The sequence below is a fragment of the Herbaspirillum sp. alder98 genome (genome assembly GCF_020179755.1).
Classification (GTDB): domain Bacteria; phylum Pseudomonadota; class Gammaproteobacteria; order Burkholderiales; family Burkholderiaceae_D; genus Herbaspirillum.
The window spans coordinates 40,230-58,414 of sequence record NZ_JAIUCY010000017.1; the positions used below are offsets into that span (position 1 = coordinate 40,230).

Genomic DNA, 18,185 nt, shown 5'->3' on the forward strand with positions numbered 1-18,185 from the left:
GAAAAAATGCCGTCCGATGCAACCCGGACGGCATTTTTTTTGACCAGCGCAGCAACTTGTCAGATCACCGTCGCCAGGCCCAGCGTGAATAGCAAGGCCAGCACCGAGATCAGGGTTTCCATCACGGTCCAGGTCTTGAAGGTCTGCGGCACGGTCATGTTGAAGTATTCCTTGACCAGCCAGAAACCGCCGTCGTTGACGTGCGACAGGATCAGCGAACCGGCGCCGGTGGCCAGCACCATCAGCTCGGGACGCACGCCGCCGACGGTAGAGACGATGGGCGCGACGATACCGCAGGCGGTGGTCATGGCGACCGTGGCCGAACCGGTGGCCACCCGAATCAGGGCCGCCACGAACCAGCCCAGCAGCAGCGGCGACAGATGCGCATCGGTGGCAATGCCGACGATCGCCTTGGACACGCCGCCATCCATCAGGATGCGGCCGAAACCGGCGCCCGCGCCCACCACCAGGGTGATGCTGGCAATCGGCGCCAGGCATTCGTTGGTGAACTTCAGGATCTGGTCGGCGCCGAAACCGCGCGCACGACCGAAGGTCCAGAAACTGACCAGGGTCGCGATCAGCAGCGCGATGACCGAGTTGCCGATCAGGCGCAGGAAATCGTTGGCGAAGGTCTTGGGGGCGAAGAACACGTCGGCCCAGCTGCCGATCAGCATCAGTGCCACCGGCAACAGGATGGTGAAGAGCGTGATGCCGAAGCCCGGCAATTCGCGCTGTTCCTTCTTGGCGTCGACGAACTGCTCGATCAGCGGATTATCCGGGTTGGGGATCACCACCTTCGACACCAGCTTGCCGAAGATCGGACCGGCGATGATGGCCGTAGGAATACCGACGATCAGCGCGTACATGATGGTGTGGCCGATATCGGCGTTGTAGGCGGTCACCGCCAGCAGCGCTGCCGGATGCGGCGGGATCAGGCCGTGCACCACCGACAGACCGGCCACCATCGGAATACCGACCAGCACCATGTTGGTCCCGGTGCGCTTGGCGATGTTGAAGGCAATCGGCACCAGCAGCACGAAACCGACTTCGAAGAACACCGGCAGGCCGACGATGAAGGCCACCGTCATCATGGCCCAGTGCACGTTCTTTTCACCGAAGGCCTTGATCATGGTGTTGGCGATGCGCTCGGCACCGCCCGACTCGGCCATCATCTTGCCCAGCATGGTCCCCAGGCCCACCACCAGCGCGATGTGCCCCAGCGCGCCACCGACGCCGGTCTCGAAGGCCTTGACGATATTGCCCATCGGCATGCCCACCGCCAGGCCCAGCACCAACGACACCACGATCAATACGATGAACGGGTTCAACTTGAATTTCGCGATCAATACGATCAGTGCGATCACCGCCACCAATGCATAGATCAGCAATGCGCTTCCCTGTACAGCCTCCATCTTGCTCTCCTCTTCCGAAGGTTAAAAGTCACCCGCCGGCGCGCCGGGTTTCTGGCTCCCGTGCTGCACCGACGTATTCAATGCAATCGCAATGCAATTCTTATCGTGCGGTTCAGCGCTTGAAGGCCACGCAGTCGACCTCGACCTTGCAGTCGACCACCATGCTCGACACCACGCAGGCGCGGGCCGGCGGATTGGCGCCGAAGTATTCCTTGAATACCTTGTTGAAGGACTGGAAGTCACGCGCGTCGTCCAGCCAGACGCCACAGCGCACCACGTGCTCGGGGCCGTAGCCGGCTTCCTTCAGGATCGCCAGCACGTTCTGGATAGCCTTGTGCGACTGCGCCACGATGCCGCCGTCGATCACTTCGCCGTTTTCCATCGCCACCTGCCCCGACACGTACAGCCAGCCGTCAGCGGCCACTGCCCGTGCAAACGGCAAATGCTGGCCGCCGGTGCCACTGCCGCCTTCCACGCCAAATCGTTGAATGCTCATACCTGCTCCTTTGCTTGAAAAAATGATGCGCGATGCGCCTCGAATGAAAATCAGTTAGTTGGTAGTAGCCGCGCGCTGGCGTGCCAGAAAGCGTCCGGCGCGTTCGCCGGTGGCGCGTTTCTGGTCGCCCCGATAGGTCAGTTGACCATTGACCCAGACCGCTTCGATGCCGTGCGCCGGTTGCATCGGGTCGGTAAAGCTGGCGGCGTCGCGCACGGTCTCGGGATCGAACAGGACCAGGTCGGCCCAATAGCCTTCGCGCACCAGGCCTCGCTCATGCAGGCCGAAACGCTGGGCCGACAGGCCGGTCATCTTGTGCACCGCCACGGCCAGCGAGAACAGCTTCTGCTCGCGGCTGTAATAGCCCAGCACCCGCGGGAAGGCGCCCCACAGGCGAGGATGCGGCAAGGGGTCGTTGGGCAGGCCGTCGGAACCCACCACGGTGGCCGGATGCGACAGGATGCGGTTGACGTCGTCGTCCGACATGCAGTGATAGACCGCGCCGGCCGGCATCAGGCGTGCGGCGGCCGCGTGCAGGTCGAGCTGCCATTCGGCGGCGATCTGCTTGAGCATCTTGCCGCCCATCTCGGGATGCGGTTCGGACCAGGTGACCTGGATATCGTAGGTGTCGGTGACCTGCTTGAGATCCAGCGTGGACGAACTGGCGGTATAGGGATAGCAGTCGCAACCGACATGCTGGTGACGCCCGGCGATCTCCAGCGCCTGCAACACCTCGCTGCTGCGCCCCCAATTCTCGACCCCGGCGCATTTCAGGTGCGAGATCACCACCGGCACCCGGGCCCCGCGACCGATGCGAAAGGCTTCATCCATGGCCTCCAGGATGTCGGCGAATTCGCTGCGCAGGTGGGTCGCGTACAGGCCGCCGAATTCGGCCAGCGGCTCGGCCAGCGCCAGCACCTCGTCGGTGGGCGCATTGATGGCATTGCCATAGGCCAGGCCGGTCGACAGGCCCAGCGCGCCGTGTTGCAGCGCTTCGCGCAGTTGCGCGCGCATGGCCGCGATCTCGTCGGCGCTGGCGGCGCGGTCGAGGCGGTCCATGTGGTTCTGGCGCAAGGCCGTGTGACCGACCAGCGCGGCCACGTTGATGGCCGGCTGCGCCGCATTGACGGCCTCGACGTAGCTGGCGAAGGTGGGATAGTCGAAGGCGGCCGACTTGCCCAGCAGGTTCATCGGATCCGGCGGGTCGCCCTTGAGCGTGACCGGCGCGGCGCTGATGCCGCAATTGCCGACTACCACCGTGGTCACGCCCTGCGACAGCTTGGGAAACATCTCGGGGGTGCGGATGACGTTGGTGTCGTCGTGGGTGTGGACGTCGATGAAACCGGGCGCCAGTACCCGGCCATTGGCGTCGAACACTTGCCCGGCATGCCAGTCGGCCAGGCTGCCGATGGCGACGATGCGGCCCTGGTGCACGGCCACGTCGGCGGCGATGGAACCGGTTCCAGAACCGTCAATGACAAGCGCGCCCACGATCAGCGTGTCGCAGATCCGGGCCGAAGGGTTGTTCGTGTCGAGGGTCATGTTAGTCTCCCAGCGGCTGGTGGCGATCGCCACCGCCGCGATGTGTATCGAGTACGTACTTGAGCCGGCGCAGGCGTTCCTGGCTGCTGTCTTTCTGCAGCAGGGCCAGCTCCAGCACCAGCATGTCGAGGGTCATCATCATCGCGTAGCGCGACGACGATGGTTTGAAGATCAGGTCGGTCTCGACCGTCTTGATGGGCAGCAGCACATCGGCCAGCCCGGCCAGGGGCGAACCCAGCGCGGTGATGGCGATCAGCTTGACGCCGTATTCGCGGGCCACTTCGCAACTGGCCAGCAACTCGGGCACGTTGCCGGTGGTCGAGAAGGCCAGCACCACGTCTTTCTTGTCGAGCGTGGCAGCCACCATCTTCTGCAGCACGGCGTCGTGATAGGTGGCCACCGGGCGCCCCAGGCGCACCAGGCGATAGCGCGCCTCGTCCGACATCATGGTCGAGCCGCCGCCCATGCCGAAGCAGTAGATCATGCGGGCCTCGGCCAGCAGCCCGGCCGCCGCCAGCAGCATGTCGGCGTTGAGCATGGCGCGATTGAGGTCGAGCACTGCATGGATATCATTGCAGACGATGTCGGCCAGTTCGGGCGGGTGCGCGTCCGGCGCGCGCTTGGCGCCATCGAAGAAACGCTGCCCCACCGCCACCGCTTGCGCCAGCAGGAACTTGAATTCGCGCACGTCGCGACAGCCCATCGCCTTGGCAAAACGCGTCACGCTGGCTACCGACACGCCGGCGCTGGCCGCCAGCTCGCCAATGCTGGCGCTGGCCGCGCCCGCCAGGTCGCCGAGGATGGCTTGCGCCACCTTTTGCTCGGCCAGTCGCAACTGGCTGCTGCGTTCGGTGATGCGGGATACGATGTCGAAGGTCTGCGCCATGCGTGAAGCTTGTCGAAAGGGTTGAGATGACCCGGAAAGAAATCACCCAAATAATTTATGTTATTTACTAACACGCCGCAAACAGTGTAAATTCAAGGCTATTATCAGGTCAATCCAATTTTTACAGACCATTTCAGGACTTTTTTGCGATGAATGATACAAACTACCAAATTGCTTATCAAACCGGCATCATCGACTCTGTGAACAAAGGGCTGGGCAGCCTGCCCGGGCCAGTGGCGCCGGACCAGGCCGGGGCGCTGAAGTGGAATCTGCTCAATGAAGACATCAGCCTGCCGGCGGCGGTTCTGTACGACGAAAAGCTGCAACACAATCTTGACTGGATGCAAGAATTCGTCACCCGCTACCAGGTGAAGCTGGCGCCGCACGGCAAGACCACGATGGCGCCCAAGCTGTTCAAGCGCCAGCTCGACACCGGCGCCTGGGGCATCACCCTGGCCACCGCGCACCAGACGCTGGCGGGTTACCAGCATGGCGTGCGGCGCGTGATCATGGCCAACCAGCTGGTCGGCAAGCGCAACATGGCGATCATCTCCGAACTGTTGGCCGACCCGGATTTCGAGTTCTTCTGCCTGGTCGATTCGGCCGATCTGGTCGATCAGCTGGGCCGCTTCTTCAGCGAGCGCAAGCAAACCCTCAACGTGCTGCTGGAACTGGGTCCGCTGGGCGGACGCACCGGCGTGCGCGACGCCGCGCAGCAGGCGGCCGTGGTAGCGGCCATCAAGCGCTGGGACAGCATCGCGCTGGCCGGGGTCGAAGTGTATGAAGGGGTGCTCAAGGAAGAGGCTGAGATTCGTCAGTTCCTGCAACGGGCGGTGGCCTGTGCCAGCGAACTGGCCGCACAGGGCCTGCTGGCCAAGCGCGGCGCGCGCGGCCCGGCCGTGCTGACCGGCGCCGGCTCGGCCTGGTATGACGTGGTGGCCGAGGAATTTGCCCGGGCCGACATCGGCATGCCGCTCGACGTGGTGCTGCGTCCGGGCTGCTACCTGACCCACGACGTCGGCATCTACCGCGCCGCGCAGGCGCAGATCCAGGTGCGCAATCCGGTGGCGCACCAGATGCGCAGCCAGTTGCAACCGGCCCTGCAGTTGTGGGCCTACGTGCAATCGATCCCCGAAGCCGACAAAGCCATCATCGCGCTGGGCAAGCGCGACGCCGCCTTCGACGCAGGCCTGCCGCTGCCGGTCTCGCGTTTCCGCCCGGGCTCCGACAGCACGCCATCGGCCACCCCTGCGCATTGGGAAGTGACCGGCATGATGGACCAGCACGCCTACCTCAAGATCGAAGCCGGCGATGATATTCGCGTGGGCGACATGCTGGCCTTCGACATTTCCCACCCCTGCCTGACCTTCGACAAATGGCGTCACCTGCCGGTGGTGAATCCGCAATTCGACGTGGTCGACGTGGTACAGACCTTTTTCTGAACAGAGCCCGAGCCCTTCATGCGCAAAACCATCCTGGCCTTTGGCGAAGCCATGGTCGAATTCAACCAGAGTATCCAGCAGCGGCGTAACTACCTCGAAGGCTTCGGTGGCGACACCTCCAACTTCTGCATCGCCGCCGCCCGCCAGGGCGCCGAGACGGCTTACATCAGCGCCGTCGGCGACGACCATTTCGGACGCAACCTGCTGGCGCTATGGCAGGCCGAGCAGGTCGGCATACAACACATCGAAGTGGCCGCAGGCGTAGCCACCGGCATCTACTTCGTCACCCACGACGACGCCGGACATCACTTCCACTATCTGCGCAGCGGCTCGGCCGCCAGCCGCTATAGCGCCGGCCAGTTGCCACTGGCGGCGATCGAGCAGGCGCGCGTGCTGCACCTGTCGGGCATCAGCCTGGCCATCAGCGAGAGCGCCTGCGACAGCGGCCTGGCGGCGATGGCCCATGCCCGCCGGCACGGCGTGCTGACCTCGCTCGACACCAACCTGCGGCTGCGCCTGTGGCCGCTGGAACGCGCCCGTGAAAAGATGATCGAGGCCTTCAAGCTGTGCGACATCTGCCTGCCAAGCTGGGAAGACGTCTCCCTGCTGACCGGCCTCGATGAGCGCGACGCCATCGTCGACCAGTTGCTGTCCTACGGCGTCAAGCTGGTGGCCTTCAAGCTGGGCCACGAAGGCTGCTATGTCGCCACTGCCGACGAGCGCCGCATGGTCGCGCCCCATCCGGTGCAGGCACTGGACGCCACCGGCGCCGGCGACTGTTTCGGCGGCGCCTTCATCGCCGAACTGGTGGCCGGACGCGACCCGTTCAGCGCAGCACGCTATGCCAACGTGGCAGCGGCGCTGTCGACCACCGGCTACGGTGCGGTCGAGCCGATTCCCCGGCGCGAACAGGTAGAGGCAGCGTTGCAGCGCTAGACAGCAACGCTGCCGGTACATAGACGACGAGAATCGAAAAATTTTTATTCTTCGTCGCATCTTTGTAGAGAGGCGCAATGCCCCGGGTAGGTGGTGAGCACAATACGACTTCGATGGAGTGACATCTTGTCGTGTCCTTACCCCCCGGAGGCAATATGATTCATCCCCTTGGCTACCCCGCCACCCCGACGCTCGAGCGCATGCCCGCCGCGCCCGCACAGCATGAAACGCGCTCGATGCGTCGCGCCGCCGTCCCCACCGCACACACCCGGCGCAGTGCGGTCATCGGCGACAGCATCGTCACGCTGGCGCCGCCCCCGTTGTCTGCTGCGGCCACAGGCGCCGCACCGACTGCAGCCATGCGCCGGTCGTCCCTCGATACCACAGCCAGCGGCGAACTTGCAGCACTGCGCATGCAGGCAGCTGAGTTGCTGGGCGCAGACTTTCCCGATCTGCGCGATGAGGCCCGGCGCCGCCACCAGGAAGTCCGCGATCCGGCCTTCCAGCGCGACTATCTCGCCCGCCTGGAAGCTTTCTGGAGCCGCAATGCCGACACCGTGCAGACGGCTGCCGAAGCCGACATCCTCGATTTCGCCCTGTCCCATCGTCGTGCCGACGAACGCGCGCGGGCATTGGGCATCAACGACCATGCCGCCGCCCGCCTGCAGCTATCCGACCAGGCGCTGGGCATGCTGGCCGAAGCCGGCGGCAATCGCGACCCCGACCTGCGCGACTACGGCACCTCCACCTACGCTTTCGACATCAATGGCTACGCGGCCGACGACATGGCCTGGCTGCGCGCGCGCAACGGGCATGTGGTGCTGCTGATGCCGGGCAACGAGCGGCACATCCGCGAGTACCCTTCCCTGCGCGCGATGCGCGACGACATCCGCCAGATGCTGCAGGACGAAGCGGGCCGCCAGGAAATCGCCCGGCATTTCTCGCCCTACAACCGCAGCGACGGCATGTTCCTCCAGGGGGTCGACAAATGGCTGGTCGACATCGCTCATGGTCAGTACAACGAGCGCATTGCGCGCAGCAACCTCGCCCTCCAGGCGGACTTCCGTAGCTTGCTGGGACAACCGGACGCCCGCGGCCAGGCGCTGCTGTCGGATCGCGCGCTGGCCATGCTGTGCGAAGCGGCCGGGCAAGCTGACCCGACGCTGGGCGCCCAGGGCACGCAAGCCTTCGTGTTTGATATCAACACCTACCAGTCCAGCGACATGAGCTGGCTGCGTGCGGCCGACGGCCACGTGGTGCTGATCATGCCGGGCGGCGCGCGGCCGGTGCGCGAATATGCGGATGCCGACGCCATGCGGGCAGCCATCGTCGAGATGACCAGGAGCGCCGATGGCCTGCGCGAGCTGGCGCAGCATTTCTCGGTCTACAACCGACGCGACGGCATCACCTACCAAGGTGTGGACCAGTGGCTGACCGATATCCGGGAGGGGCTCTACAACCGTCGCATCGCCTATCTTCCGCAATACGTGAACGGCAACGTGTTCCAGCGCCAGGTCGCCGCGGGCTTTGCCGCCGATCGCGAGAAACTGCAGTACCTGAGCGGTGGGCGGGCGTCATCGGCGGCAGAGGAACAACGCTGGCTGGCCGACTTCGCTACCGCACATCAAGCCTTTGCACGGCTGCGCGAGCCCCAGGCCGACTGCGCCGCCGAGCCCGGTCGACATCCGCGCTCGATCAGCGATGACTTGATCCTGGCGTGCCGGCGCGGCGGCCAGCGCGCAGGACAATGGGCACGCTCAATACAGCACCGGCTGCTGGCGGGCATCGACCGGCTGCGACGCGATGCTGCCGTCGACACTGCAACCGAGGCCGAGCCTACCGCAGCGGCCACACCAGCGCAGCGCCCCACGCCGGCGCGGCACATCGATACTCGCCAACCCAACGAGCGGGGCTTCCTAGAAAGTCGCAACTTCACTGTGCTTTATCGCTACATGTACGTGACGCCCCGTTCCAATCCGCACGGCATGTATCGGCGCGATCCGGAGGTACTCGGGTTCCCGTTTCAGTACCGCTTCGCTGCCGGCAGGCCAGCGATGGAGGGTGAGATCATGGACGCCTTCCTCACCCCTGAAGCGGCGCAGCGCGCCATCGAGGTGTCGTCGCGCCATCGCCGCTATTACTGGCTGTATGAGATCGACGCCCGGGGATTGCGCGGCGTGTCGTTTGGCGACAACCGGCTGCACAACCCGAACTACGCTGCCTTGATGGCAGATGGCGGGTGGGAAACCATGGTCAGGGTGGCCGACAGCGTGTTCGTGGCCCCTTATTCAAGCAGCGGCTATCGCGCCATCGAAGACCAGATCGTGCAGATAGAAATGGAAGGCAACATGTCACAACGCACGACGCGTATCGACGGCCGCTTCATCAACTGAGCGATGCTCAATGCCGCCGGCGGCGAACGATGCGCCTATCGTCCGTCGCCGTCGAGCAGTTGCTGGCCGATGCGTCCCAGCTTGCGCAATGCCTGATCGAGCTCACGCGTAAACGGGTGGCCGCAGCAGATGCGCAAGAAATGCCCATAGCGGTCGGAATTCGAAAAAATCGTCCCGGGTGACACCCCTACGCCCTCCACCAGCGCCAGCTCGAACAATCGCTGCGACGAAATCTGCTGCGGCAACTCGACCCACATGCCGACGCCGCCCTTGGGCACGTTCATGCGCGAGCCCTCCGGAAAATACGCCGCAATCGACTCGGCCATGCGCTCGCGTTGTTCGCGCAGTATCTCGCGCAGCCGCCGCAGGTGACGATCGTAGGCCGGGCTGCCGATGAAATCCGCCGCCGTGACCTGGGTCCATTCTTCATTGGCGCGGGTATGCGCAAACTTGAGCATGCCGACCCGTTCATGCCAGCGACCGCCGTTCATCCACCCCAATCGCATGCCGGGCGCCAGCACCTTGTTGAGCGAGGCGCAATAGATCACGTTGCCGCTGCGGTCGCGACTCTTCAGCGATGACGGCGCGACGTTGCCATCGGCCAGTTCGGTATAGGCGTCATCTTCGATCAGCGGCAGCTTGAGTTCGTCGCACAGCGCCACCAGCGCATCCTTGCTGGCCTCGGGCATGATGCAGCCGAGCGGATTCTGCAGGTTCGGCACCACCACCACCGCCTTGATGTTGCCGTAGGTGCGCACCGCCAGCTCCAGCGCCTCGACCGAAATGCCGGTATGCGGGCTGGTCGGTATCTCCAGCGCCCGCATGCCCAGGTTCTCGAGTGCCTGCAGCAAACCGAAATAAGTGGGCGACTCCACCGCGATGGTGTCGCCCGGCCCCGCCACTGCGCGCAAGGCCAGGTTGAGGGCCTCGATACAACCATGCGTGACCACCACTTCATCGGCGCTGATGCGCATGCCGGCATTGAGCGCACGACGCGCCACTGCGTGGCGAAACGCCATGTTGCCGTTATGGGGCATGGCGCTGGTCAGCAGCTCCGGGCGTTCGCGCAAGGCGCGCATGGCCGCCTGGCGCAGCGTATCCACCGCATACAGCTCGGGCGCGCAGGTCATGCCGGACAAATCGATGGCCGGCGCCGACTTCTGGCGCAGGGCGATGTACTGCGAGACCTTTTCGTGGATACCCACATATTGCGCCGGGTCCAGCGCCAGCAGGCTGCTCGGTTCCTGCACCGGCCGGATCACCGAACGCTTCGGCTGTCGCACGAAATACCCGGAGCGCGGCCGGGCTTCGAGCCAACCGGCCTCTTCCATATAGCGCAGGCTTTGCAGCGCGGTCGACAAACTCACCTGGTGCTGGCGCATCAGATCGCGCACCGATGGCATGCGGTCGCCCACGGCCAGCGTGCCGGCATCGATGGCTTCCTGATAATGATCGGCCAGGCGGCGATACAGGGGCAGGCGCGCAGGGGGACGAGGCTGAGCCTGTGCATCAGCGGGCGCGCAAAACGGCGCGGCAGGAACGGCGACAGGGGCTGAAACAAGCAGGCTGGTATCCATAAGACATCTTGTTCCGGACGGAAAAACCAGAACAGATACAGAGTATTCGAAAAGCAACGATAACAGATTCAAGGAAAGCCTTCTGTTGCGCGATCTTCTGCACGCCGTTGTGCCTGTCCGGAGCCGGCCCGCAATCCTAGACTGGCACCGTCACTATCGCTGGAGAAAATCATGACCCGCCCGCTGCCGTCCCTTGCTATCCCCGCCGCCCCCGCCGTCCGCCGCATCTGCCTGGCGCCCGGCCAGACCCTGCGCACCTGGCTGCCGGCCGGCGCCACATTGGTCTCGAACGGCCCCGGCCTGACCATCGCCGGCGCGCCACAATGGATCTCCGGCCACCTGCTGCAACCGCGCCAGCTCATCAACGAAGGCCAGACCCATTGGCTGGAGCATGGCGGCTGGGTGCAGATCGATGCCGCGCGCGGCGGCGAACTGCTGTGGCTGAACCCGCCGCCGCATTGGCCGGCACGATTGGCCCGAGCCATGCGCCAGTTGAGCGGCCGGATCCGCGGCGCCACCCGCAGCAAGGGATTGTCCGGCGTCAGTAAAACTGGATAAAAAGTTTTCTGGTGCGCAACCAAGTCCGTTAAGTCAATCGTAAAACCATTACACTTGCTGATCCAATTACCATGCATGTGTTATGCAGAACGACATTCCTTCCGGCAACACCCAGCAGCATGCGACCCGCGCCGGGGTCGACGAAGAAACCTTCGACCTGGCGCCGGTCTCGCTCTGGAAAGAAGACTATAGCGGCATGAAGCGGCTGTTCGACCAGTGGCGCGCCGAGGGCATCTCCGACCTCGGCGCCTGGCTGCGGGAAGACCCCAGTCGCGCCAAGCAGTGCGCGCACCAGATCAAGGTGGTGGCGGTCAATCGCCGCACGCTGGAGCTCTACGAAGCCACCGACCGCGAGCACCTGGTCGCCAATCTCGACCAGGTATTTCGCGATGACATGATCGACACCTTCATCGACGAACTGGTGCAACTGTGGCAAGGCGGGCTCAATTTTTCGAGTTACACCGTCAACTACACGCTGGGCGGCCGCCGCATCGACATCCAGCTGAGCGGGCGCATCATGCCCGGCAGCGAGCAGAGCTGGGATTACATCCTGCTGGCGATCGAGAACGTGACCGAGCGCGAGACCGCGCGCAAGAAACTGTCGCGCAGCGAAAACTATGCGCGCGGCCTGTTCGAGTATTCGCCGATCTCGCTGTGGGTCGAGGACTTCAGCCATGTGAAGCGCCTGTTCGATGACCTGCACCGCATCGGCATTACCGACTTCCGCACCTTCATCGATGTCCATCCCGAGTTCGTCGAGCGCTGCATGCAGGAGATCCGCGTCATCGACGTCAACCTGCAGACGCTGTCGATGTTCGGCGCCCAGGACAAGCCGGCGCTGCTGTCGCGCCTGTCGGATGTGTTTCGCGACGACATGCGGCCGCACTTCAGCCAGCAACTGATCGAGTTATGGAATGGCAATCTGCTGCACCAGCGCGAGGTGGTCAACTATTCGCTCAGCGGCGAAGCGCTCAATGTGCACATGCAGTTCTCGGTGTTTCCCGGCCATGAGGATAGCTGGGGCCTGGTGCTGGTGGCGCTTACCGATATCACCGCGCGCAAGAAGGCCGAAGCGTATCTCGAGTTCCTCGGCAAGCACGATGAACTGACCAAGCTGCACAATCGCGCCTTCATGGTCGACGAGTTGAACCGGCTGGAACGCAAGGGCCCCTTCCCGGTGAGCGTGATCGTGGCCGACCTCAATGGCCTCAAGCAGGTCAACGACGAGCGCGGCCATGCCGCAGGCGACGCCTTGCTGCGGCGCGTCGGCGAGGTGCTGTCGAAGGCGGTCGAACGCCCGGCCAGTGTGGCGCGCACCGGCGGCGACGAATTCGCGATCCTGCTGCCGGCCACCGATGAGCGTGGCGCCGGCGCATTGATCGAGCAGATCCAGCAATTGGTCGACCTCAACAACCAGTTCTATTCGGGGGTGGCGGTGAGCCTGTCGATGGGCGCTGCCACGGCGGTCCCCGGCGAACGCCTGGAAGCGGTGGTGCAGCGCGCCGACGTGCTGATGTACGAAGCCAAGCGGGCGTTCTACAGCGGGCCGGGCCAAGAGCGACGGCTCGGGCTGGACTGAGCGGTGTCTTTCACCAGCTTCTCGCTGCAGGTCGATGACGAATGCGTGGCCTGCGACGTGCTAGGCGCGTCGCCGGTCCAGACACTGGTCCTGCACGGTGCCGGCCAGAGCTCGCGCCAGCGCCAGCAACCACTGCGACAGACACTGGCCGACCTGGGATGCGCCAGCGCTGCGCTGGACTTTTCGGGCCACGGCGCCAGCACTTCCCATCAACCTGCTTCACTGGAAAAAAGACTGGAACAGGCCCAGGCCTTGCTGGACCATGCCACCACAGGCCCCCGCACAGTGGTGGGGGTGAGCATGGGCGGTGAGATCGCCCTGCGCCTGGCCTGCAGAGCGCAAAACCAGATTACACATGTCGTCACGATAGTGGGCGCGATCTATGATGGTTCCGCCTTTGCGCTGCCATTCGGCCCCGCGTTCAGCGCCGCCCTGCGCCGCCACGAAAGCTGGCGCGATGCCGAGGTGCTGCAACTGCTTGCGACCTATACCGGCCGCCTGACCCTGGTGCGCGCCCTCGATGATGCCGTCATTCCTTACGATGTTGCCGATCTGGTGCGGGACCACGCCCGGGCATCACGACACTGTTGCATCGTCGATCTACCCAGCGTCGACCACCGCATCAGCGAACGCTGTGCCAACGATCATGCGTTACGACATTGGCTGGCCCAGCTGATCGCCAATCCCCCTGCCTGACTCCCTCCCCCCGATTCGACTCCAGGCCTACGCCGTTACCGACAGCAATGCGCCCGTCACGCCCTGGGCGGCGATCTCGCCGCTGATGGTGTCGGCCAGATCAGGGTTGGCCTGCAGCACCTGTGCCAACTGGGTCGCATACGCGGTATCGATGCCGGTGAAACTGCCGTTGGTGGTGTACAGGCCGACCGTCGATGGCGCCGTGGCCAGCCCCGACAGCACACCTGCATAGAAAAGGTTGGACGACTGTTCGGTCGACAGGTTGGTCTCCAGTCCGTTATCGGCCTGTTGCGACTGCTGCGCCTGTTGAGCTTGTTGCGCCTGCTCGGCGGCTCGCACTTCGGCAGCGTCATTGGCCGCTGCGATCGCCTGCGCCACGCTGGTCGCAGTGTTGATCGCCACGGCGGTGTTGAGCAAGCCGGCGGCGTTGTAGGTCAGCGGTTGCGTCTGGTTCAGCAGGTTGGCGTTCGACAGCGACACCACCACCGCAGCATCTGCGGCCAGGTCGGTGGCACGTTGCAGCGCACCCTGGTTGACGTTCAGTGCAGCGTTGTTGTTGACCCCGGTGTTGATGGTCAGTGCGGCGTTGACTGCGCTGGCGTTGAGGTAGGCAGCGGTCAGGTTATTGATGTTGTTACTGGTATCGATTGCCATGTCCAAGACTCCTGAAATGATCTGTCTTGAAAAAAGCTTAGAAAACCAAACGGCATGGGGCAAGCTGAGCGGCGCCTGCAAAATGTAAGCAAGTACTACCGACCATTTCCGAAGCGCAATGAAAAACGCCCGCAGATGCGGGCGTTTGACGTATCAGAATCACATACGGCAGAGGTATCAACGACTGTCGTCGGCATGCTCATCACTGGTCTGCACCAGGCTCACCGGGCGTCCCTTGATGCGGCGCCAGATATAGACTCCATAGCCCGACAGGCCATACAGCACGAACAGGCCAAACAGTACCTTGGACGGATCGCTGGAAATGGCCACCAGCAGCAACACCACGATCAAGGCCGCGATGAACGGCATGGGCTTGCGGAAATTGACGTCCTTGAAACTATAGAATGGCACGTTGGTGACCATGGTGATACCGGCATACAGCGTGATTACCCAGGCCGCCCAGCTGAGGTCGGTACCGGCGAAGCGCAGATCATCCATCAGCCACACGAAACCGGCCACCATGGCCGCGGCGGCGGGACTGGGCAGGCCCTGGAAATAACGCTTGTCGACCACCGCGATGTTGGTATTGAAGCGTGCCAGGCGCAACGCGCCGCCGACGCAATACACAAACGCGGCCAGCCAGCCGAGCTTGCCCATGCCGCGCAGCGACCATTCGTACACCACCAGCGCCGGCGCCGCGCCGAAGGAGACCATGTCCGACAGGCTGTCGTACTGGGCGCCGAATTCGCTCTGGGTGTTGGTCATGCGGGCCACGCGACCGTCCAGGCTATCGAGCACCATGGCCACGAAGATGGCGATGGAGGCGTAGTCGAACTTCAGGTTCATCGCCATCACGATGGCGTAGAAGCCGCAGAACAGCGCGGCCGTGGTGAAGGCGTTGGGCAGCAGGTAGATACCGCGGGCGCGGCGACGACGCACCGGGCCCTCGCCCGACGGATCCAGTTGCGCAGAATAAGGCTTGGGTCCGCGCAGGGACTTCGGTAGAGGAATGCCGCCCTTGGCTTTACGTCGTCGGAAAGTTGCCATCGATGTTTATTGTTGGAAAGTACAAAAGAAAGCTCGACCGACTGCACGCCGAGCCCGACAGTCGACGCGCCTGCTGTGGCGCGCCGACAGGAGTGTGATCAGAGTTCGGCCAGAATGGTTTCTGTGGCCGAGACTTTTTCACCGACGGTGACCTTGGGCACTGCCGTCAGGGGCAGGTAGACGTCGACCCGCGAACCAAAACGGATGAAACCGTAGCGCTGGCCACGCGCCAAGGTGTCGCCGGCCTTGACGTAGCACAGGATGCGACGGGCGATCAGTCCGGCCACCTGCACGCAAGTCACGCTGTGACCGCTGGTGGTGGTGATGGCCAGGGCATTGCGCTCGTTTTCCAGCGAGGCCTTGTCGAGATCGGCATTGACGAACTTGCCGGGGAAATACTGCACGGTCTCGATCTTGCCATCCACCGGCGCCCGGTTGGAGTGCACATTGAACACGTTCATGAAGACGCTGATCTTGAGCGCTTCGCGATCGGTATAAGGATCGTGGGCGCGTGCCACCACCACGATACGGCCATCGGCCGGCGACAGCACGGCATTGGCCTGTTGCGGGATGACGCGTGGCGGATCGCGGAAGAACTGCAACACGAACAGCGCGATGATCCAGAACGGAATGGACCAGGCGCCCCACAACGCGCTGGTCAGCAATGCCACCACTACGGCGATGGTCAGGAACGGCCAGCCTTCGCGGGCGATAATGGGGTGGGGATAATGGTTATTGTTCAATGTCGCTCCGATGATCGCAGTAAATTCAAAAGTAAAAGCGTGCCTATTCTAGTCGAGCCCTCGCCAAATGCAACGCCAGGCACTGCATCCAGACCGATGCAGCGCGGTTTTACCCGGTTTTTCAGCCGCAACCGGCTCAGCGCGGGCTGCTGCCGGAGCGGGCAAACGAAAACCGCAACTGATTGCTGGTCTGCGCCGGCTTGCCGCCGCTCACTTCCAGGCGCCCTACCAGCACCGTAACCTCGGCATCGGCGAAATCGAAACCGGTGATTTCCATGGTCTGGCGCACGCCGTCCCGGGTGCGCTCCTCTGGCTGATCATTGAGGATGGCGGGCAGCTCCTTGCCCAGCGGGGGACAAGCCTTGACCTGCTCGACCATGCGCGCATAAGCGCTGCGCAATTCGGTCGGCGAGGCCAGTTGCCAGACGCAGGAATAATGGGTGGAATTACCGCCGATGACGCAGCGGGTGGCGCCATCGAGCACGAAGGAAGAGCTGAACTGACGGCGCGCGCCCTCTTCGACCGACTCTTTCTTCCAGCCGTCGAAATGGCTTTTGGACTGGGACTGGATGACCCGCAGGTCAGCGCAGATATCGGCATGCGCCAGGTTGGCGGCGAGGCTTGCGATCAGCAGCAGGCCCAGCTTGTTGAATCGGAGGAATGGATGAATGAGTTTGTTCATGGCCCGCAGGGGTTGCAACGCAAAGACTAAAGAAGCCGATTATATAGACCTCTTTAGTCCCGGCTGCGATGCGGACCTCTGTTACTTGAAGCGCACCTTGCCGACCAGGCGCATGCTGACCGTCGATTCACCCGGCTCGAAGCTGGGTTCTGCCACGCTGGCCGCTTCCGGCGCGGCCATGTCCGAGCGCATCATCATGGCGCTCTTGGCCATCGGGCGTTCGGGGCTGGCGTAGTTGCCCGAGCCTTCGAAGTCGAGCGTTTCAAGCACGGCGTCGGCAGGCGAACGACGCATCGATCCGGCGATGAAGCCGATGCGCTCTTCCAGGTTCTTGTAGGTGGCGTCGAACAGGGCCGCATCGAGCTTCTTGCTGGCGCTCGGGCTCAAGCCGAATTGCAGGCCATTGAGGTTCAGCAGGCTTTGCGCCGACGACACGGTCCTGGGCAGGGCATTGAGATTCTGGGTGGTCACTTCAAGGTACTGGCCAACCCGCCAGCCCACCACCGGGCGCGCCTTGGGTGGGGTGCGACCGGCTTGCGGCGCGACGGTCTGCGGTTCGGCGTATACCGCATAGGTGTAATAACCATAACTCTTCAACACGGCCTGCGGGTCTTGCTTGCGCAGCAATTCGACGCCCTGCTTCATCTTCTGGTTCACGCGCGAGGCGGCGGCGGTCTTGTCCTTGTCCTGCTCCTCGACCTGCAAGGTGACGTGGGCCTGGTCATTGGGCACGGTCAATTCACCGGTGGCCGGTACCACCACCATGCTGCCATTGGTCTGCACGCTCTGCGCTTGCGCAGTGATACAGGCGGCGGCCATTGCGGCACCCAGCATCAGTTTGTGTGTTGTCTTCATTCGGTCCTCTGTTTGACTTGTTTGATGGGCACGACTTTCGCGAACCAGGGTGCGCGAAATTGTCACGATACCGGACACTTCGACGCTTGAGGTTTGCAAATGGTTCTTTTCCGAATTGCAACAGAAGTAAGCAGACATGAAAAAAGACGCTCGAAAGCGTCTTTTTTCAATCATTGCCACGGTGTTCCAAAGCCTCTGGGTACCGGCCTTCGCCGGCACGACAGGATAGCGATCAATCAACCGCCGTCGTCCTGACGAAAGTCAGGACCCAGTGTCTTTCGATGCGCGTCATCCGACGTGCATAACGACAGTGGGTACCGGCCTTCGCCGGCACGACGGAGTAACGTGATTAGTTCTTGGTTTGGTCGACCAGCTTGTTAGCCTTGATCCACGGCATCATGGCGCGCAGCTTCTCGCCCACGACTTCGATCTGGTGCTCGGCGTTGATGCGACGACGCGACAGCAGGGTTGGCGCGCCGGCACGGCTTTCCAGGATGAAGCTCTTGGCGTATTCGCCAGTCTGGATGTCGGCCAGCACCTTCTTCATCACTGCCTTGCTTTCTTCGTTGATGATGCGCGGGCCGGTCACGTATTCGCCGTATTCGGCGTTGTTCGAGATCGAGTAGTTCATGTTGGCGATGCCGCCTTCGTAGATCAGGTCGACGATCAGCTTCAGTTCGTGCAGGC

The 18,185-nt window shown here is 63.4% G+C and carries 16 protein-coding genes and 1 pseudogene; 6 read left to right on the plus strand and 11 right to left on the minus strand.

What is annotated here, in order from left to right:
- Positions 1 to 59: 59 nt before the first annotated feature.
- The 4 genes from LBW87_RS23465 to LBW87_RS23480 form a co-directional block, all read right to left on the minus strand.
- Complete coding sequence (locus LBW87_RS23465; protein ID WP_225203897.1) at positions 60 to 1,412, minus strand: GntP family permease; 1,353 nt, start codon at positions 1,410 to 1,412, stop codon at positions 60 to 62.
- Positions 1,413 to 1,524: 112 nt separating this feature from the next.
- Positions 1,525 to 1,908, minus strand: a complete 384-nt coding sequence (locus LBW87_RS23470; protein ID WP_006712914.1) for a RidA family protein — start codon at positions 1,906 to 1,908, stop codon at positions 1,525 to 1,527.
- A 54-nt stretch (positions 1,909 to 1,962) separates the two neighbouring features.
- The gene (locus LBW87_RS23475) at positions 1,963 to 3,450 is read right to left on the minus strand and encodes an N-acyl-D-amino-acid deacylase family protein (RefSeq protein ID WP_225203898.1); all 1,488 of its coding nucleotides are present in this window, start codon (positions 3,448 to 3,450) and stop codon (positions 1,963 to 1,965) included.
- 1 nt (position 3,451) lies between these two features.
- On the minus strand, positions 3,452 to 4,336 hold the full coding sequence (locus LBW87_RS23480; protein WP_225203899.1) for a MurR/RpiR family transcriptional regulator: 885 nt from the start codon (positions 4,334 to 4,336) through the stop codon (positions 3,452 to 3,454).
- Between the two features lie 149 nt (positions 4,337 to 4,485).
- Here LBW87_RS23480 and LBW87_RS23485 point away from each other — a divergent pair, with 149 nt between their 5' ends.
- The 3 genes from LBW87_RS23485 (at position 4,486) to LBW87_RS23495 (ending at position 9,107) form a co-directional block, all read left to right on the plus strand.
- Positions 4,486 to 5,778: an amino acid deaminase gene (locus LBW87_RS23485; protein WP_225203900.1), complete on the plus strand. Its 1,293-nt coding sequence runs from the start codon at positions 4,486 to 4,488 to the stop codon at positions 5,776 to 5,778.
- 18 nt (positions 5,779 to 5,796) lie between these two features.
- A complete protein-coding gene (locus LBW87_RS23490; RefSeq protein ID WP_225203901.1) occupies positions 5,797 to 6,714 on the plus strand; it encodes a sugar kinase in 918 nt (305 codons plus the stop codon).
- 155 nt (positions 6,715 to 6,869) lie between these two features.
- Positions 6,870 to 9,107, plus strand: coding sequence for a dermonecrotic toxin domain-containing protein (locus LBW87_RS23495; RefSeq protein ID WP_225203902.1), 2,238 nt, complete (start codon positions 6,870 to 6,872; stop codon positions 9,105 to 9,107).
- A 35-nt stretch (positions 9,108 to 9,142) separates the two neighbouring features.
- On the opposite strand, the gene LBW87_RS23500 is transcribed toward LBW87_RS23495, so the two are convergent.
- Positions 9,143 to 10,684, minus strand: coding sequence for a PLP-dependent aminotransferase family protein (locus LBW87_RS23500; protein WP_225203903.1), 1,542 nt, complete (start codon positions 10,682 to 10,684; stop codon positions 9,143 to 9,145).
- Between the two features lie 171 nt (positions 10,685 to 10,855).
- Between LBW87_RS23500 and LBW87_RS23505 the strand changes: the two genes are divergently transcribed.
- From LBW87_RS23505 to LBW87_RS23515, 3 genes are all read left to right on the plus strand, one after another.
- Entirely contained in the window at positions 10,856 to 11,242 is a 387-nt protein-coding gene (locus tag LBW87_RS23505; RefSeq protein WP_225203904.1) for a hypothetical protein, read from the plus strand.
- Between the two features lie 82 nt (positions 11,243 to 11,324).
- Positions 11,325 to 12,821 (plus strand): sensor domain-containing diguanylate cyclase, encoded by a 1,497-nt coding sequence (locus LBW87_RS23510; RefSeq protein ID WP_225203905.1) that lies wholly within the window; start codon positions 11,325 to 11,327, stop codon positions 12,819 to 12,821.
- A gap of 3 nt (positions 12,822 to 12,824) precedes the next feature.
- Positions 12,825 to 13,517: an alpha/beta fold hydrolase gene (locus LBW87_RS23515; protein ID WP_225203906.1), complete on the plus strand. Its 693-nt coding sequence runs from the start codon at positions 12,825 to 12,827 to the stop codon at positions 13,515 to 13,517.
- Between the two features lie 27 nt (positions 13,518 to 13,544).
- Here the strand turns inward: LBW87_RS23515 and LBW87_RS23520 are convergent, their stop codons facing one another.
- The 6 genes and pseudogenes from LBW87_RS23520 to LBW87_RS23545 form a co-directional block, all read right to left on the minus strand.
- Positions 13,545 to 14,171 (minus strand): hypothetical protein, encoded by a 627-nt coding sequence (locus tag LBW87_RS23520; protein WP_225203907.1) that lies wholly within the window; start codon positions 14,169 to 14,171, stop codon positions 13,545 to 13,547.
- A gap of 177 nt (positions 14,172 to 14,348) precedes the next feature.
- Positions 14,349 to 15,218, minus strand: coding sequence for a CDP-diacylglycerol--serine O-phosphatidyltransferase (pssA, locus tag LBW87_RS23525; protein ID WP_225203908.1), 870 nt, complete (start codon positions 15,216 to 15,218; stop codon positions 14,349 to 14,351).
- A 98-nt stretch (positions 15,219 to 15,316) separates the two neighbouring features.
- On the minus strand, positions 15,317 to 15,961 hold the full coding sequence (locus tag LBW87_RS23530) for a phosphatidylserine decarboxylase (protein WP_225203909.1): 645 nt from the start codon (positions 15,959 to 15,961) through the stop codon (positions 15,317 to 15,319).
- Positions 15,962 to 16,097: 136 nt separating this feature from the next.
- The gene (locus LBW87_RS23535) at positions 16,098 to 16,643 is read right to left on the minus strand and encodes a vesicle formation protein (RefSeq protein WP_225203910.1); all 546 of its coding nucleotides are present in this window, start codon (positions 16,641 to 16,643) and stop codon (positions 16,098 to 16,100) included.
- A gap of 81 nt (positions 16,644 to 16,724) precedes the next feature.
- A complete protein-coding gene (locus LBW87_RS23540) occupies positions 16,725 to 17,498 on the minus strand; it encodes an SIMPL domain-containing protein (protein ID WP_225203911.1) in 774 nt (257 codons plus the stop codon).
- Between the two features lie 349 nt (positions 17,499 to 17,847).
- Positions 17,848 to 18,185: pseudogene (locus LBW87_RS23545) on the minus strand (ketol-acid reductoisomerase); the annotation flags it as partial.

Coding starts and splice junctions, on each gene's coding strand:
- LBW87_RS23465 (WP_225203897.1), bottom strand. CDS start 1,412: ATGGAGGCTGTACAGGGAAGCGCATTGCTGATCTATGCATTGGTGGCG.
- LBW87_RS23470 (WP_006712914.1), bottom strand. CDS start 1,908: ATGAGCATTCAACGATTTGGCGTGGAAGGCGGCAGTGGCACCGGCGGC.
- LBW87_RS23475 (WP_225203898.1), bottom strand. CDS start 3,450: ATGACCCTCGACACGAACAACCCTTCGGCCCGGATCTGCGACACGCTG.
- LBW87_RS23480 (WP_225203899.1), bottom strand. CDS start 4,336: ATGGCGCAGACCTTCGACATCGTATCCCGCATCACCGAACGCAGCAGC.
- LBW87_RS23485 (WP_225203900.1), top strand. CDS start 4,486: ATGAATGATACAAACTACCAAATTGCTTATCAAACCGGCATCATCGAC.
- LBW87_RS23490 (WP_225203901.1), top strand. CDS start 5,797: ATGCGCAAAACCATCCTGGCCTTTGGCGAAGCCATGGTCGAATTCAAC.
- LBW87_RS23495 (WP_225203902.1), top strand. CDS start 6,870: ATGATTCATCCCCTTGGCTACCCCGCCACCCCGACGCTCGAGCGCATG.
- LBW87_RS23500 (WP_225203903.1), bottom strand. CDS start 10,684: ATGGATACCAGCCTGCTTGTTTCAGCCCCTGTCGCCGTTCCTGCCGCG.
- LBW87_RS23505 (WP_225203904.1), top strand. CDS start 10,856: ATGACCCGCCCGCTGCCGTCCCTTGCTATCCCCGCCGCCCCCGCCGTC.
- LBW87_RS23510 (WP_225203905.1), top strand. CDS start 11,325: ATGCAGAACGACATTCCTTCCGGCAACACCCAGCAGCATGCGACCCGC.
- LBW87_RS23520 (WP_225203907.1), bottom strand. CDS start 14,171: ATGGCAATCGATACCAGTAACAACATCAATAACCTGACCGCTGCCTAC.
- pssA (WP_225203908.1), bottom strand. CDS start 15,218: ATGGCAACTTTCCGACGACGTAAAGCCAAGGGCGGCATTCCTCTACCG.
- LBW87_RS23535 (WP_225203910.1), bottom strand. CDS start 16,643: ATGAACAAACTCATTCATCCATTCCTCCGATTCAACAAGCTGGGCCTG.
- LBW87_RS23540 (WP_225203911.1), bottom strand. CDS start 17,498: ATGAAGACAACACACAAACTGATGCTGGGTGCCGCAATGGCCGCCGCC.